The sequence below is a fragment of the Ottowia sp. genome (assembly GCF_016703145.1).
Lineage (GTDB): Bacteria > Pseudomonadota > Gammaproteobacteria > Burkholderiales > Burkholderiaceae_C > Ottowia.
Window position 1 is genome coordinate 1,166,534 of the sequence record NZ_JADJCO010000005.1, and the last position, 15,632, is coordinate 1,182,165.

Sequence of the window (15,632 nt, forward strand, 5' to 3'; positions counted from 1 at the left end):
CCACCTACATCCCTTCGGGATACTTCAATGGCATAGTCTCTGGCAAGAATGTGGCGTACAACGCATCCGCGAACCCGGCAACGTTCACCATCACCGCCCCTGGCGGCGCCAAGTTCAACCTGAACAGCGTCTATCTGACGGCGGCCTGGAACGACAACCTGAACGTACAGATCGTCGCCTCGCGCAACGGCACCACGTTAACCCCCTTGGACTACACCGTGCAGGCCACGGGGCCGACCCAGGTCACGCCGGCGCTGGTCAACATCGACCAGGTGGTGTTTTCCAGTTCCGGTGGCACTACACACCCGGGATACACCGACGGCGGCCCCTTGTTCGTGATGGACAACCTCGACATCAGCTTCGGCCCCATCGTCACCACCAACCCCGCCACGGCTATCACCGCCACCGGCGCCACGCTGAACGGCAGCATTAACGACGCTGGCCTCGACACCATCGCCAGCTTTGAATGGGGCACCAGCACCGCCTACGGCAGCACCGCCGCCGCCACGCCGGCGGCCATCGCCGCCGGCAGCGGCGACACGGCGGTCAGCGCCGTGCTGTCGGCCTTGGCCTGCAACACCACCTACCACTACCGGGCAAGCGCCAGCAACGCCAATGGCACCACGCCGGGCGACGACCAGAGCTTCACCACCAGCGCCTGCCTGCCGGGCGCGCCCACCATCGGCGCCGCCACGGCGGGCGTGGGCCGCGCCACGGTGGCCTTCACCCCGCCGGCCAACGACGGCGGCGCGGCCATCACCAGCTACGCCGTCACCTGCGAACCGGGCGGCATCACCGCCAGCGGCAGCGCCAGCCCCATCACCGTGACGGGCCTAAGCTCCGGCCAGGCCTACACGTGCAGCGTGACGGCCACCAACAGCGCGGGCACCGGCCCGGCCTCGGCAGCCGTGAGCGTGACTCCTCTACTGCCCGCCCCCGTTCCAACGCTGTCGCAATGGGGCCTGCTGCTGCTGGGCGGCTTGCTGGGCGCCACGGCGCTGCGCCGGCGCGCGGCGCGGGGCTGATCCAAACCTCTGCGGCGCGGGGTGGCGAACGGGCCAGGATAATTCCGGCCCAGCCCCGCCCCCGCCTTGGCGGGCGGGCCACCCTTTTCACGTGCCCCTGCCCCGCTTGCCCTTTCGCACCCAAGTCACCGACGAGCCGGCCGCCATCGACGCCGCCGCCTGGAACGCCCTGCTGGCGCGGCAGGACGCGCCCACGCCCTTCATGCGGCACGAATACCTGGCCGCGCTGCACGCCAGCGGCAGCGCGGTGCCGGAAACCGGCTGGACGCCGCGCTTCCTGCTGCTGTGGGACGGCGACGCGCTGGCCGCCGCCTGTCCGCTGTACGTCAAGCCGCATTCCTATGGCGAATACGTGTTCGACTTCGCCTGGGCCAACGCCCATGCCGAGCACGGCCTGGCCTACTACCCCAAGGCCGTGGTCGCCGCGCCCTTCACGCCCGTGCCCGGCTCGCGCCTGCTGGCGCGCGACGCGGCCGCGCGCGAGGCGCTGGCGCGGGCCGCGGTCGAGTGGTGCGCCGGGCAGGGGCTGTCGTCGCTGCACGTGCTGTTCGGCGACGACGCGGACCACGCCGCCTGCGCCGGCGCCGGACTGATGGAACGCCGGCAGGTGCAATTCCACTGGACGAATCAGCACCCCAGGACCGGCGCTCGGTTCGCCAGCTTCGACGACTTCCTCGCTTCGCTGTCCCAGGACAAGCGCAAGAAGACCCGCCAGGAACGCCGCAAGGTGCGCGAGGCCGGCGTCGCCTTCCGCTGGGCGCGCGGCGCGGACATCGGCCCCGCCGACTGGGATTTTTTCTACCGCTGCTACGAACGCACCTACCTGGAGCACGGCAACGCGCCCTACCTGACGCGCGCGTTCTTCCACGCCATGGCGCGCCAGATGCCCGAGAGCTGGCTGCTCTTCGTCGCCGAGCGCGAGGGGCAGCCGATTGCTTCAAGTTTGATAGCTATAGGCGAAGTCCAGGCGCCGGCCAATGGCCAAAATAGCACTGAAACCGTCGCCTACGGCCGCTACTGGGGCGCGCTGCGGCGCGTGGACTGCCTGCACTTCGAGGCCTGCTACCACCAGCCCATCGAATGGTGCATTCAACAGGGCGTGGCGCGCTTCGAGGGCGGCGCTCAGGGCGAGCACAAGATGGCGCGCGCCCTGCTGCCGGTGATGACCCAGAGCGCCCACTGGCTGGCCCACCCGGCCTTCGCCGACGCGGTGGAGCGCTTTCTGGCGCGCGAGGGGCCGGGCGTCGAGGGCTATCTGGCGCACCTGCGGGAGCGCTCGCCTTTCCGGCGTGCGCCGCCGGGCTGACCTCCAGACGCTGGGCGAGTCCCCGTTCCTGTTGGACTTCAGCCGATCTGAAACAGAAGCCAAGAGACAGGTCAAGGTCGGATCAGCGCTTCAACCGCGGTGGCCGCGATGTGTCATCCGTCCCGGGTGAACCGCTCTTCCAATCGCCTTGCCAGGGCCGACTCCAGTTCCTGCCGGTCGGCATCCGACGCGCCGGCGCTCGTGCCCCGCTCCCACTCGGGATGACCCCGCGCCGGGGCCAACTCGCGCACGCAGGCGCGCAGGCCGTCGTCCAGCCCGCCCCCACCCGCCGCCGCGCCACGCACCCGCAGCCGGTCTTGCGCCGCGTGGCCGCGCTGGGCCAGGGCGCGCGCCAGGGTGGCCAGGTGGTCGGCCAGCAGCAGCAGCACCGGGTCTTCCACGGTCAGCTCCTGCACGCCGTGCAGGCGGTTCTCCAGCTTGCGCCACAGCGGCCGCCAACCGCCCGAGGCCGCGCCGCCCAGGGTGGCGCCCAGCGTGGTGGCGGCGCCCAGCGACAGGCCGGCCAGCGCCACGTCGGCCACGGCGCCGACGCCCGCGCCGATCACGGCGCCCAGGCCCAGGCGCTTGCCGGCGTCCTTCAGCACCTCGGGGTTGAACAGGTCGTCTTCCCAGCGGCCGGCCAGTTGCGGGATTTCGGCCAGTTCGGCGTCGTCCGGGCGGAAGGCGAACACGGCCAGCAGGTCATCGACGGCGCGGCGCGCATGGCGCCGCACGTCGTCCTGGAAGGCGCGCACGAAGGCCTTCTGTTTCAGCTCGTCGGCGAAGTCGTCGGCCGGCAGCGCGCGGCGCATGGCGGCCACGTCGATGAGGCCGGCGGCGACCACGCGGCACGCGGCCTGGCGGCGCTCGCGCTCCTGCAGCGCCAGGGCATCGACGATGCCGGCCAGCTGCTGGCGCCGCGCCGGCAGCAGGGTCGCCAGGTCGCCGTACAGGGCGCGTTCGGCGCCGTGGAAGGGCGCGACCACGTCGAACTCGACCCGCGCGTGCAGGTTGCTTTCCTCCAGCGCCCGGTGCCAGTCGCCGCGCCGGCTGGCCGCGTCGCGCACGAAGTTGAGCACGGGCATGACGGGGCGCGCGCACCAGGTCAGGGTCTCGATCTCGGCACGGTACTTCGGCAGCACCGGCTCGCGCGTGTCGATGACCAGCATGGCGGCGTCGGCCTGCTCCAGCAACGTGCGCAGCACCTTGGCCTCCTGCTCGAAGGCGGCGCGCGCCTCGGGGCCGCGCAGGAAGGCGCGCACGCGCTCGGGGCGCGAGTCGCCTTCCAGGGTGCCCAGGAAGTCCAGCAGCGCGACCGAATCCTCCAACCCCGGCGTGTCGATGAAGCGCACGGCGACCTGTCCGTCCAGCCGCAGGTCGATGGCCTCGGCGTGGCGCGTGGTGCCGGGGCGGTTGGACACCTGGCCGAAGTCCACCTGCCGCGTCAGCGTGCGCAGCAGCGAGGTCTTGCCGGCGTTGGTGTGGCCGACGATGGCGATGCGCAGGGCGGGTTCAGACATCCAACGATGCTACCCAGTCGTCGGCGGCCGCCACCGAGTCCAGCAAGGCGACGCCGGGCAGGTCCTCGGCCTGGAGCCAGTCGCGCCAGCGCCGCGCGGCGGCTTCGGGCACCGGCGCGCCCTCCCCGCTCTGCGCCGCGATCAGCAGCAGGGCGCTGCGCCCGGCCTGGAATGCCGCCTCGCGCAGGAAGCGCGCCGTGCCGCGGTCCGGGCTGGAGGGGGCGTGGCACACCAGCAGCAGCGACGCGGGCCGCGCCGCCATGAGCCGGCCCAGCGCCTGCTCGCGCTCGCGCGCGCCGCCGGCGATGCGCGGGGCCGGGCCGCTGGCGGCGGGCAGGCCGGGCGGCGGCCAGTCCAGCTCGGGCGGCAGCTCGAAGCCGATCACGGCCAGCGTGCCCGGCGCGCCGGGCGGCAGGGCCGGCGGCGCGGGGGCGCGGTCGGGCCGGTGCTCGGGGTCGATCACCTCGGGCGGCGGCTCCAGCGCGTCCAGCCGCTGCACGATGCGGTGCACATACGGGTCGGCCATGTCCACCTGCGACAGCCGCGCCAGGCCGGCGCGCCAGCGCCAGAAGCTCAGGGCCGCCAGCAGCGCGCGCGGCAGCACGCCGTACACGGCCACGCAGCCCATCAGCCACCAGGCCCATGCGCGCTGGACGGCGGCGTCCGCCCCGGCGGAGGCGCCCGCCTGGCCCACGCGCTGCACGGCCGACGCGTCCGGCACCGGGAAGCCCAGCGCCGCGGGCAGCCGGCCGGTGAGTTGAACAAAGCGCTGGAAGAAGTCCGCGCTGAGGATCGTGGTCTCCCACGACAGGCGGTAGGCGTGGAAGGCGAAGCCGAAGGCCAGCGCGCCCAGCGTCAGCGCCAGGGCGAGGGTCCAGATGGCGTGGCTGAGCGCGCCGGTCAGCCAGGGCCACAGCCGCTGGCGCTGCACCAGGCCGCTGAACGCGCGCAGCAGCGTCAGCGCGTGCGGCCCGCGGTCCAGCGGCAGGCGCGCCACCAGCCCCAGCGCCAGCCGGCCGAGCGACCAGCCGCCCGCCCCGCCGCCGCGCCCCGACAGCGACCAAGCCAGCCCCAGCAGCCACGCCAGCAGCGTCAGCGCATGCAGCCCCAGCAGCCCGACGAAGGCGGCCACGGCGTTGATGCCGCCATCGGGCGCCAGCACGCCCCGCGCCACGCCCAGGCCCGCCAGCGCCACGGCCACCGCCAGCCCCAGCACCACCCAGCCGCCCAGGTGGCGCCAGCGCGCCAGCCCGGCCGGTAGACCCAGGCGCTGGCCCAGCAGCCAGGCGCGCGCCAGCACCTGGGCGGCGCGCGTGGGCTGGGCGTGGAAGGCCTGCCGCAGCTCGGCCTGGTCGTCGAGCGGACCAGCGGCCTCGATGCGCCGCACCGCCTCGGCCACCACGGCGGCGGCCAGCGGCGTGCGCGGCGTCGAATCGTGAGGGTCGGCGTGCGGCGTCATGGCGGATGGGCGCGATTATCCCCGCGCCGCCGTGGCGGCGGTCGTGGCGCCGATCACTATTTATTTAATAGCATCAAGTCCTTAAGGGACGCTGGATATCGGGTCAATCGACTGGAATATCGGGCAGGCGGCCGCGCGGTCGCGGCGCCGGGACGCGCGCGCTGATTCGCTCGCCCGCGGGCCCTCCCCCCACGTCCGCCCCGGCGCGCGGTTCGCTCCGGCGCTGGCTTCGCTGCCGCTGCTGGCGGCGGAGACGGCCACGGGCCGGTTCTTCATGCCCAGCGCGCGGGGCTGGGCGCTGGTGCCGTTCGTGGGGCTGCTGCCCTCGTTCGTGGCACGGATCCTGTTCATCCACGCGGTGGCGCTGATCGGGCCGGGGCGGGCGGGGGGGCCTGAACCTGACGCCGGTGCTCGGCCCCCTGCTGGCGGTGCTGCTGCTGGGCGAGCCGCTGGCGCCGTACCACGCGCTGGCGCCTGCGATGGTGCTGGGTGGTATCTGGATCGCCGAGCATGGAGGGTGGAGGCCCCGGAACAGCCGCCACTCAGCACGATGGTTTCTTGCCCCTGTCCGCCGTTCGATCTTCCACTGGATCAGCCGCGCGCCACTTCGATGCCGTACAGCCCCCAGGGGCACAGCGCAAAGCGCTCCTTGAGCGGCTTGTCCTTGAACGCGGCCAGCGTGTCGGCCTCGTAGACCGCCCACTGCGGGCCGAGTCCGCCCAGCGCCAATGGGGCGCCGTCGATGTGGGTGGCCACGACCATGCGCCAGGCGCGCGCATCGGCCAGGCTGACCGGCGCGGCGTAGCCGTCCACCGCGCGCAGGGCCAGCCGCACGTCGCCCGCGCCGGGCGCGCCCGCGGCCTCCAGGACGGTGGTCAGCAACGGCCCGGACAGCGTGTGCGGCCGGCCGTCATATTCGAGCGTCGGGCGGATCGTCACCGCCGGCAGGCGGCGCAGCGCCTCGGCGTCGAACACGAAGGCCTTGTCGAACCGGACGCCGTGCTTGGCCATCAACTGATCCAGCGCCGGATCTACGGGGCCCCGGTTGGACCGGCTCACCAGGCCGCTCACCGTCAGCAGCCCCGGCGACGCGGCGGCCTTGCCGGCGGCCCAGGACGGATGGGCCGCGGGCAGCAGGCCGGCCAGCGCCGCCGACTTCAGGAAGTAGCGTTTCTTCATGCGGCGATTGTGCGGGATGCCCCCGCGCCCGTCCATCGCTCGGGCGCCGTCAGCCGCGCGCCACGTCGGCCACCGCGCGCAGGAACAGCGCCAGCGCCGGCTGGTCGGCCCCGGTCTTCCACAGGCAGTGCGTGTCGTAGCGCGGCGGCTCGCCCGCCAGCCCGGCCAGCGGCACGAAGGCCGCGCCGGCGATGCCCGCCTGCTTGAGCGCGGCCGGCACCAGCGCCACCGCCAGGCCCTGCGCCACCAGCGACACCACGCTCAGCCAGTGCTGCAACTCGTGCACCGGACCGGTCGCGGCGCCGGCCTCGCCGAACACCGCCAGGATGCGCTCGTGGTAATCCGGCGACACCGCGCGCGACACCACGGCCAGCGGCTGCCCCGCCAGGTGCGCCGGCGCCACCGCCCGCCGGCGCGCCAGCGCGTGCCCGGCCGGCAGGCAGGCCATGAAGGGCTGGCTCGACACCAGCAGCTGCGACAGCCCGGCCGGCACGCGCGTGGTGTGCACGAAGCCGGCATGAAGCCGGCCGTGCAGCAGGTCCACCAGCTGCTCGCTGGACCCCAGCTCGCGCAGGTTCAGCGCCAGTCGCGGGTGCTCGGCCTGGAAGGCCAGCAGCATGCGCGGCAGGCCCCGGTAGAGCATGGTGCCAGCAAAGCCGATGATCAAGCGGCCGGCCTGGCCGGCGGCCACGTCGCGCGCCTCGCGCAGCGCCTCGCCCGCCTTGTTGATCAGGGCGCGCGCCCGCGGCACCAGCGCCAGCCCCGCCGCCGTGAGCTGCACGCCGCGGCTGTTGCGCAAGAAGAGGGGCGCGCCGACCTCGGCCTCCAGTTGCTGGATCGCCACCGTCAGCGGCGGCTGGCTGATGGCCAGGCGCTGCGCGGCCCGGCCGAAGTGCAGCTCGTCGGCCAGCGCGAGAAAATAGCGCAGGTGGCGCAGTTCCATGGATAGTCAGATCGTATTGCCGGATTGCTATTTGATATTAGACAACTATTCATGCCCGACGCACAATCGCGTCACCCCATTCACCCCGAGGAGACCCGCATGAAAGGCCGATTCAACTGGCAGGACCCCTTCCTGCTGACCGAGCAACTGACCGCCGACGAGCGCGCCGTGGCCGATGCCGCCCACGCCTTCTGCCAGGACAAGCTGCAGCCCCGCGTGCTGATGGCCGCGCGCACCGAGACCTTCGACCGCGAGGTCATGAACGAGTTCGGCGCCATGGGCTTCCTGGGCAGCACGATCGAGGGTTACGGCTGCGCGGGCCTGAACTACGTCACCTACGGCCTGGTGGCGCGCGAGGTGGAGCGCGTCGACTCGGGCTACCGCAGCGCCATGAGCGTGCAGAGCTCGCTGGTGATGCACCCCATCAACGCCTACGGCTCCGAGGCCCAGAAGCAGAAATACCTGCCCAAGCTGGCCACCGGCGAATGGGTGGGCTGCTTCGGCCTGACCGAGCCCAACCACGGCTCCGACCCCGGCAGCATGGTCACGCGCGCCAAGCGGGTGGACGGCGGCTATCGTCTCACGGGCGCCAAGATGTGGATCACCAACGCGCCCATCGCCGACGTGTTCGTGGTCTGGGCCAAGGTGGTCGAGGCCGACGGCAAGCTGGGCGGCCAGGAAACCATCCACGGCTTCGTGCTGGAGAAAGGCATGCAGGGCCTCGGCGCGCCCAAGATCGAGGGCAAGATGAGCTTGCGCGCCAGCATCACCGGCGAGATCGTGATGGACGAGGTGTTCGTGCCCGAGGACAACCTGCTGCCGGGCGTGCGCGGCCTGAAAGGCCCGTTCGGCTGCCTGAACCGCGCCCGCTACGGCATCGCCTGGGGCGCCCTGGGCGCGGCCGAGGACTGCTGGACGCGCGCGCGCCAGTACACGCTGGACCGCGTGCAGTTCGGCCGCCCGCTGGCGCAGACCCAGCTCATCCAGAAGAAGCTGGCCGACATGCAGACCGAGATCGCGCTGGGCCTGCAGGGTTGCCTGCGCGTGGGCCGGCTGATGGACGAGGACAAGGCCGCGCCCGAGATGGTGAGCCTGATCAAGCGCAACAGTTGCGGCAAGGCGCTGGACATCGCCCGCATGGCGCGCGACATGCACGGCGGCAACGGCATCCACGACGAATTCCACGTCATCCGCCACATGATCAACCTGGAAACCGTGAACACCTACGAGGGCACGCACGACGTGCACGCCCTCATCCTGGGCCGCGCGCAGACGGGGCTGCAGGCGTTCTTCTGACCCGGCGCTACGCCAGCAGCGCCTCGATCGCCCGCCACTCGGCGGGCGTCACCGGGGTGATCGACAGCCGATTGCCCCGCTGCAGCACACGCATGCCGGCCAATGCCGGCACGCCGCGCAGCTCGGCCAGGCCCAGCAGGCGCGTCTTGCGCAGCGCCTGCACGTCCACCAGCAGCCAGCGCGGGGACTCGGGCTTCGACGCCGGGTCGTGATAAGGCGACGCGGGGTCGAACTGCGTCGGATCGGCCCGGCTGCCCGAGGCCACGCGCGCGATGCCCACGATGCCCGGCTCGGCGCAGCTGGAGTGGTAGAACAGCACGCCGTTGCCCACGCGCATGGCGTCGCGCATGAAGTTGCGCGCCTGGTAGTTGCGCACGCCGGTCCAGGGCACGGTGCGGCCGGGCGCGGCCAGGGCGTCGTCGATCGAGCATTCGTCGGGCTCGGACTTCATCAGCCAGTGCTGCGTGGAGGGCATGGCGCGCATTGTGCCGACAATGCCGCCCATGCCCCATCTCCCCCATCCCTTCGCCGCCCTCACCCCCGACTTCGTGCTCGACGCCCTGGCCAGCGCCGGCCTGGAAGGCGACGGGCGGCTGATGGCGCTCAATTCGTACGAGAACCGCGTCTACCTCGCTCACCTGGAGCCCGGCACGCCGCTGGCCGACGCGCACCCGGCGGTGGTGCTCAAGTTCTACCGCCCAAACCGATGGAGCGCGGCGCAGATCGAGGAGGAACACGCCTTCGCCCTCGAACTGGCCGCCGCCGAGGTGCCGGTCGTCGCGCCGCTGGCCATCGCGGGACGAACGCTGCACGCCCACGGCGACTTCCTCTTCAGCATCAGCCCGCGGCGCGGCGGCCGCGCGCCCGAGCTGGGCGACGACGAGGCGCTGGAATGGATCGGCCGCTTCCTCGCCCGCCTGCACGCGGTGGGCGCGCGCACCCTTCGCGCACCGGCCGGCGGTGGACGTGGCCGGCTACGGCACCGAGCCGCGCGACTGGCTGCTGGCGCACGGCGCGCTGCCGCTGGAGGTGGAGCGCGAATGGGCCGAAGCCAGTCAGGAAGCTATCGATAGCATAGCTGACAGCGCTTTATTGGCGCCGACTCCTGGCACTTTCGACCCCGAAATCCGCCCCGTCGCCACGCTGCGCCTGCACGCCGACTGCCACCTGGGCAACATCCTGTGGACACCCACCGACCGGCCCGGCGGCGGCCCGCACTTCGTCGACCTGGACGACTGCCGCGGCGGCCCGGCCGTGCAGGACCTGTGGATGCTGCTGGCGGGCGAGCGCGCGGAAAGCCAGCGCCAGCTGGGCGCCCTGCTGGACGGCTATGAGCAGGTGCGCCCCTTCGACCGGCGCGAGCTGGCGCTGATCGAGCCGCTGCGCACCCTGCGCCTGATCCACTACAGCGCGTGGCTGGCGCGGCGCTGGGACGACCCGGCCTTTCCCGCCGCCTTCGCAGGCTTCGGCACGCCCGACTACTGGCGCGGCCAGATCCAGATGCTGCGCGAGCAAACCGAGGCCATGCAGGCGCCGCCGCTGGTCGCGTGAGGGCGGCTGCCCTTGCCCTGCCGGCTTGACGCATCCAAGGAGAGTTTCTATTATTACTAACCAGTCAGTCATTAAATGAGTTCCACACCCTCCCCCGTTCCCGACGCGCCCCGGCGCACGCGCCGCAAGGAGGCGCGGCCGGGCGAGCTGCTCGACGCCGCGCTGGCGCTGTTCGTCGAGAAGGGCTTCGCCGCCACGCGGGTGGAGGAAGTCGCGGCACGCGCCGGGGTCTCCAAGGGCACGCTGTTCCTGTACTTCCCCAGCAAGGAGGAACTGTTCAAGGCCGTGGTGCACGAGAACGCCGGCCGCCACGTGGCCGACGCCTTCCGCGAAATGGCCGGGTTCACCGGCTCCAGCGCCGAGCTGCTGCGCGAGTTCGTGCGCCGCTGGTGGACGCAGTACGGCGGCACGCCCGCCGCCGGCCTGACCAAGCTGATGGTGAGCGAGGCCGCCAACTTTCCCGAGCTGGCGCAGTACTACCAGGACGAGGTGGTCGGCCCCAGCCACGAGCTGCTGCGCCGCGTGGTGCAGCGCGGCATCGACAGCGGCGAGTTCCGTCCGGTGGACGTGCCGCCGCTGGTGCACCTGATCATCGCGCCGCTGGTGCAGATGGTGACCTGGCGCTATTCGCTGGCGCCCTGCTGCCCCAGCGCGCAGCAAATCGACCCCGTGGCGCTGCTGGAGCTGCACGCCGAGATGATGGTGCGCGGCCTGAAATGAGCCCACCCCCGTTGCTCCACTCGCTGCGCGATGTTTCGGCACCCCCTCTTCAGGGGGCGCACCCACTGGCCGGGGAGACCCTGGCCAGGAGTGCACTGGCATGGCCTGCTCCGCGGCCTCCTGGTTCTTGGGGTGGGATGGCTGCCGGTGGCACGCAGCGCGATGGATTGAAAGCGACATGACCCGCCCGCTGAAGACCGCGCTGACGCTGCTGGTGCTGACCACCGCCCTGCTGCTGGCTTGGTACGGCTGGAGCGCCCGCCAAACCGCCCGGCAGGCGCGGACGGCGCCGGCCCCGGTGCCGGTGATCGAGTTGGGCGCGCTGGACATCGCCCGCGCGCGGGTGCGCGAGCTGAGCGCCGGCCTGCCGATCTCGGGCACGCTCAAGGCGGTCAACTTCGCCGTGGTCAAGGCGCGCGTGCCGGGCGAGCTGCAGGGCCTGGCGGTGCGCGAGGGCGACACGGTGCGGGCCGGCCAGGTCATCGCCCGCGTCGAGCCCACCGAGTACGCCGAGCGCCTGCGCCAGGCCCAGCGGCAGGTGGACGCCGCCCAGGCGCAGGCCGACATCGCCCGGCGCCAGCACGACAACAACCGCGCGCTGGTGGAGCAGGGCTTCATTTCCCGCACCGCGCTGGACACCTCGGCCGCCAACCTGGACGCCGCCCGCGCCAACGTGCGCGCCGCCCAGGCCGGCGCCGAGGTGGCGCGCAAGGCGGTGGCCGACACGGTGCTGAAGGCGCCCATTGGAGGCCAGATCGCGCAGCGGCTGGCTCAGCCGGGCGAGCGCGTGGCGCCCGAGGCGCGCATCGTCGAGATCGTGGATTTGAGCCGGCTGGAGCTGGAAGCCGCCCTGAGCCCCGCCGATTCGGTGGCCGTGCGCGTGGGCCAGCAGGCCACGCTGGCCGTCGAGGGCGCGCCCGAGCCGGTGGCGGCCACGGTGGCGCGCATCAACCCCAGCGCGCAGGCGGGCAGCCGCGGCGTGCTGGTGTACCTGGCCATCGAGCCGCGCGCGGGCCTGCGCCAAGGCCTGTTCGCGCAGGGGCAACTGGCCACCGCGCGCCAGCAGGCGCTGACGGTGCCGCTGTCGGCCGTGCGCACCGACAAGCCGGTGCCCTACGTGCAGGTGGTGGAGAACGGCCGCGTCGCGCACCGCCCGGTCGAGCCCGGCGCGCGCGGCACGGCCGAGGGCGAGACGGTGGTCGCCGTCGCCGGCGTGCCCGAGGGCGCCCTGGTGCTGCGCGCCGCCGCCGGCGCGCTGCGCGAGGGCACGCGGGTGCGGCTGTCGGCGGGCACGGCGCCATGAACACCTCTTTTGCTTCTGAATTGATAGCTTCTGGCGCAGCATCCACGCTGGCTTTAGGCGCTTTTCTTTCAAAAAACCGGCCACCGCGCCGGTGACGCCCCGCCGCCATGTGGTTCACCAGAGTCAGCCTGCACAACCCGGTGTTCGCCACCATGGTGATGCTGGCCTTCGTGGTGCTGGGCCTGTTCTCGCTGCAGCGGCTGCAGGTGGACCAGTTTCCCGACATCGACTTCCCGGTGGTGGTGGTGACGGCCGAATACCCCGGCGCCTCGCCCGCCATCGTGGAGGCCGAGGTCACCAAGAAGCTGGAGGAGGCGGTCAATTCCATCGCCGGCATCAACGCTCTGTACTCGCGCAGCTACGAGGGGCTGTCGGTCGTCATCATCGAGTTCCAGCTCCACATCGAGGGCCGCAAGGCCGCCGACGACGTGCGCGAGAAGATCGGCCAGGTGCGCCCGCTGCTGCGCGAGGAGGTCAAGGAGCCGCGCGTGCTGCGCTTCGACCCGGCCAGCCGCTCGATCTGGTCGGTGGCCGTGCTGCCCGAGGCCGCGCCCGGCCGCCCTGCCCCTTCCGCCGTCGAATTGACCAACTGGGCCGACCAGGTGCTGAAGAAGCGCCTGGAAAACGTGCGCGGCGTCGGCGCCGTCAACCTGGTGGGCGGCGCCAAGCGCGAGATCCACATCTACCTGCGGCCGCGGGCGCTGGAGGCGCTGGGCGTGACGCCCGAGCAGGTGATGGCCGCCGTGCGCGGCGACAACCAGGACCAGCCGCTGGGCGCCGTGCGCACCCGCGCGCAGGAGCTGGTGGTGCAGCTCGATGGCCGCGTCGAACGGCCCGAGGACTTCGGCCGCATCATCGTCGCACGGCGCGGCGGCTCGCCCATCTTCCTGGACCAGGTGGCCACCGTGCACGACGGCGCGCAGGAGCTGGAGTCGCTGGCGCTCTACAACGGCCAGCGCACGCTGCTGGTGACGGTGCAGAAGGCGCAGGACGAGAACACCATCCAAGTGGTGGACGGGCTGCTGCGGGCCGTCGATGCGCTGGGCAAGGAGCTGCCGCCCGGCGTGCGGCTGGCGCCGATCAACGACGCCTCGCGCCCCATCCGCGTGGCGGTCAGCAACGTGCGCCAGACCCTGGTCGAGGGCGCGCTGCTGACGGTGCTGATCGTGTTCCTGTTCCTCAATTCGTGGCGCTCCACCGTCATCACCGGGCTGACGCTGCCGATCTCGATCATCGGCACCTTCTTCTTCATGCAGCTGTTCGGCTTCACCATCAACATGATCACGCTGATGGCGCTCTCCCTGTGCGTGGGCCTGCTGATCGACGACGCCATCGTGGTGCGCGAGAACATCGTGCGCCACGCGCAAATGGGCAAGGGCGCGTTCGACGCCGCCATGGAAGGCACGCGCGAGATCGGCCTGGCGGTGCTGGCCACCACGCTGTCGATCGTGGCGGTGTTCCTGCCCATCGGCTTCATGCAGGGCATCATCGGCAAGTTCTTCCACGAGTTCGGCATCACCATCGTGGCGGCGGTGCTGATCTCGATGTTCGTCAGCTTCACGCTCGACCCGATGCTGTCCTCGGTCTGGCGCGACCCCAGCATCCACGCGCCCGGCCACACGCCCCCCCGGCGCACGCTCTACGACCGCACGCTGGGCCGCGTCACCGGCTGGTTCGACCGCGCCGCCGAGCGGCTGGCGGGCGGCTACCAGCGCATCCTGGCCTGGGCGCTGGGCCACCGGCTGGCGACGCTGCTGATCGCCGGCGCGATCTTCGCGCTCAGCGTGGTCATGGTGCCGATGCTGGGCACCGAGTTCGTGCCCAAGGCGGATTTCTCGGAGACCAGCGTCGCCTTCCACACGCCGCAGGGCTCGTCGCTGGAGGCCACCGAGGCCAAGGCGCGCGCGGTCGAGGAGGTCATCCGCGGCTTTCCCGAAGTGCGCTACACGCTCGCCACCCTCAACACCGGCGCCGCGCAGGGCAAGACCAACGCCAGCATCTACGTGCGCCTGACCGACCGCCACCAGCGCCGGCGCAGCGCCGAGGAGATGTCGGCCGTGCTGCGCGAGCGCCTGCGCCAGGTGCCCGGCATCACGGTGACGCAGGCCGGCCTGCTGGAGCCGGTGGGCGGGCAGAAGCAGATCGAGTTCTCGCTGCAGGGCCCCGACCAGGCCGAGCTGGAGCGCCTGGCGCGCCCGCTGATGGAGCGCCTGCGCGCCATCCCCGGCCTGGTGGACCTGGACTCCAGCAGCAAGCCCGACAAGCCCACGGTGGAGGTCACGGTCAAGCGCGAGGCCGCGTCCGAGCTGGGCCTGTCCACCGCGCAGATCGCCGCGCCGCTGCGCACGCTGGTGGCCGGCACCACGGTGGGCAACTGGCGCGCGCCCGATGACCAGACCTACGACGTGATCGTGCGGCTGGCGCCCGAGGCCCGCACCACGCCGCGGGATCTGGAGCGCCTGCCGCTGGCCGCCGGCCTGAACGCCGACGGCACGCCGCGCATCGTGCGGTTGAACCAGGTGGCCACGCTGGCCGAATCCACCGGCACCAACCAGATCAACCGCCGCGCCATGCTGCGCGAGATCCAGATCACCGCCAACACGCACGGCCGCGCCACCGGCGAGGTGTCCAGCGACATCCGCGCCGCGCTGGACCGGATGGCCTTCGCGCCCGGCTACGGCTACACCTTCGGCGGCGCCACCAAGAACATGCAGGAGTCCTTCGCCTACGCGCTGCAGGCGCTGGCCATGGCCATCATCTTCATCTACATGATCCTGGGCAGCCAGTTCAAGAGCTTCCTGCAGCCCTTGGCGCTGATGACCTCGCTGCCTCTCACGCTGATCGGCGTGGTGCTGGCGCTGCTGCTGTTCGGCTCGGCCATGTCGATGTTCTCCATCATCGGCATCGTCATGCTGATGGGCCTGGTCACCAAGAACGCCATCCTGCTGGTGGACTTCGCCATCCGCGCGCGCGAGGGCCGCGCCGGCGAGGCCGGCCACGCCGGCCCGATGGGGCGCGAGCAAGCCCTGCTGGCCGCCGCGCGCGTGCGCTTGCGCCCGATCCTGATGACCACGCTGGCCATGGTGTTCGGCATGGTGCCGCTGGCCTTCGCCGTCTCCGAGGGCTCGGAGCAGCGCGCGCCCATGGGCCAGGCGGTGATCGGCGGCGTCATCACCTCGTCGCTGCTGACCCTGGTGGTGGTGCCGGTGGTGTACTGCCTCCTGGACGACCTGGCCGCGTGGCTCAAGCGCCGCGCCCGCCCGGCCGCGCCGGAAGGCGCCCGATAGAATTCCCCGTCACCCCCACGCACCCTTTCCGGAGCACAGCGCC

11 protein-coding genes and 1 pseudogene are annotated in these 15,632 nt (G+C 72.2%); 7 read left to right on the forward strand and 5 right to left on the reverse strand.

Features of this window, described 5'->3' with window-relative positions; genetic code table 11:
* The first annotated feature begins 50 nt into the window (after positions 1 to 50).
* Positions 51 to 1,025: a fibronectin type III domain-containing protein gene (locus IPG65_RS18535; RefSeq protein WP_293192665.1), complete on the forward strand. Its 975-nt coding sequence runs from the start codon at positions 51 to 53 to the stop codon at positions 1,023 to 1,025.
* 106 nt (positions 1,026 to 1,131) lie between these two features.
* Entirely contained in the window at positions 1,132 to 2,331 is a 1,200-nt protein-coding gene (locus tag IPG65_RS18540; protein ID WP_293192668.1) for a GNAT family N-acetyltransferase, read from the forward strand.
* A 113-nt stretch (positions 2,332 to 2,444) separates the two neighbouring features.
* Here IPG65_RS18540 and IPG65_RS18545 read toward each other — a convergent pair whose 3' ends face one another.
* From IPG65_RS18545 to IPG65_RS18560, 4 genes are all read right to left on the reverse strand, one after another.
* Positions 2,445 to 3,851 carry a GTPase/DUF3482 domain-containing protein gene (locus tag IPG65_RS18545; RefSeq protein WP_293192671.1) on the reverse strand — a complete coding sequence of 469 codons (1,407 nt, stop codon included), beginning with the start codon at positions 3,849 to 3,851 and terminating at the stop codon, positions 2,445 to 2,447.
* Entirely contained in the window at positions 3,844 to 5,310 is a 1,467-nt protein-coding gene (locus IPG65_RS18550) for a DUF2868 domain-containing protein (protein WP_293192674.1), read from the reverse strand. The genes IPG65_RS18545 and IPG65_RS18550 overlap by 8 nt, the downstream gene beginning before the upstream one ends.
* Before the next feature lie 591 nt (positions 5,311 to 5,901).
* The gene (locus tag IPG65_RS18555) at positions 5,902 to 6,489 is read right to left on the reverse strand and encodes a molybdopterin-dependent oxidoreductase (RefSeq protein WP_293192677.1); all 588 of its coding nucleotides are present in this window, start codon (positions 6,487 to 6,489) and stop codon (positions 5,902 to 5,904) included.
* Positions 6,490 to 6,538: 49 nt separating this feature from the next.
* The gene (locus IPG65_RS18560; protein ID WP_293192680.1) at positions 6,539 to 7,432 is read right to left on the reverse strand and encodes a LysR family transcriptional regulator; all 894 of its coding nucleotides are present in this window, start codon (positions 7,430 to 7,432) and stop codon (positions 6,539 to 6,541) included.
* A 99-nt stretch (positions 7,433 to 7,531) separates the two neighbouring features.
* On the opposite strand from IPG65_RS18560, the gene IPG65_RS18565 reads away from it, so the two are divergent.
* On the forward strand, positions 7,532 to 8,728 hold the full coding sequence (locus tag IPG65_RS18565) for an acyl-CoA dehydrogenase (protein WP_293192682.1): 1,197 nt from the start codon (positions 7,532 to 7,534) through the stop codon (positions 8,726 to 8,728).
* 7 nt (positions 8,729 to 8,735) lie between these two features.
* Here IPG65_RS18565 and IPG65_RS18570 read toward each other — a convergent pair whose 3' ends face one another.
* Positions 8,736 to 9,203: an EVE domain-containing protein gene (locus IPG65_RS18570; protein WP_293192685.1), complete on the reverse strand. Its 468-nt coding sequence runs from the start codon at positions 9,201 to 9,203 to the stop codon at positions 8,736 to 8,738.
* A 19-nt stretch (positions 9,204 to 9,222) separates the two neighbouring features.
* Here IPG65_RS18570 and IPG65_RS18575 point away from each other — a divergent pair.
* The 4 genes and pseudogenes from IPG65_RS18575 to IPG65_RS18590 all read left to right on the forward strand — a co-directional run bounded on the left by IPG65_RS18575 (position 9,223) and on the right by IPG65_RS18590 (position 15,589).
* A pseudogene (locus IPG65_RS18575) lies at positions 9,223 to 10,279 on the forward strand (serine/threonine protein kinase).
* A gap of 75 nt (positions 10,280 to 10,354) precedes the next feature.
* Positions 10,355 to 10,999: a TetR/AcrR family transcriptional regulator gene (locus IPG65_RS18580; protein ID WP_293192689.1), complete on the forward strand. Its 645-nt coding sequence runs from the start codon at positions 10,355 to 10,357 to the stop codon at positions 10,997 to 10,999.
* A 178-nt stretch (positions 11,000 to 11,177) separates the two neighbouring features.
* A complete protein-coding gene (locus tag IPG65_RS18585) occupies positions 11,178 to 12,302 on the forward strand; it encodes an efflux RND transporter periplasmic adaptor subunit (RefSeq protein ID WP_293192692.1) in 1,125 nt (374 codons plus the stop codon).
* 107 nt (positions 12,303 to 12,409) lie between these two features.
* Positions 12,410 to 15,589, forward strand: coding sequence for an efflux RND transporter permease subunit (locus IPG65_RS18590; protein ID WP_293192695.1), 3,180 nt, complete (start codon positions 12,410 to 12,412; stop codon positions 15,587 to 15,589).
* Positions 15,590 to 15,632 lie beyond the last annotated feature (43 nt).

What these genes read in the sequence shown, in the direction of transcription:
- IPG65_RS18545 (WP_293192671.1), bottom strand. Translation starts at nt 3,851, where the DNA reads ATGTCTGAACCCGCCCTGCGCATCGCCATCGTCGGCCACACCAACGCC.
- IPG65_RS18550 (WP_293192674.1), bottom strand. Translation starts at nt 5,310, where the DNA reads ATGACGCCGCACGCCGACCCTCACGATTCGACGCCGCGCACGCCGCTG.
- IPG65_RS18555 (WP_293192677.1), bottom strand. Translation starts at nt 6,489, where the DNA reads ATGAAGAAACGCTACTTCCTGAAGTCGGCGGCGCTGGCCGGCCTGCTG.
- IPG65_RS18560 (WP_293192680.1), bottom strand. Translation starts at nt 7,432, where the DNA reads ATGGAACTGCGCCACCTGCGCTATTTTCTCGCGCTGGCCGACGAGCTG.
- IPG65_RS18565 (WP_293192682.1), top strand. Translation starts at nt 7,532, where the DNA reads ATGAAAGGCCGATTCAACTGGCAGGACCCCTTCCTGCTGACCGAGCAA.
- IPG65_RS18570 (WP_293192685.1), bottom strand. Translation starts at nt 9,203, where the DNA reads ATGCCCTCCACGCAGCACTGGCTGATGAAGTCCGAGCCCGACGAATGC.
- IPG65_RS18580 (WP_293192689.1), top strand. Translation starts at nt 10,355, where the DNA reads ATGAGTTCCACACCCTCCCCCGTTCCCGACGCGCCCCGGCGCACGCGC.
- IPG65_RS18585 (WP_293192692.1), top strand. Translation starts at nt 11,178, where the DNA reads ATGACCCGCCCGCTGAAGACCGCGCTGACGCTGCTGGTGCTGACCACC.
- IPG65_RS18590 (WP_293192695.1), top strand. Translation starts at nt 12,410, where the DNA reads ATGTGGTTCACCAGAGTCAGCCTGCACAACCCGGTGTTCGCCACCATG.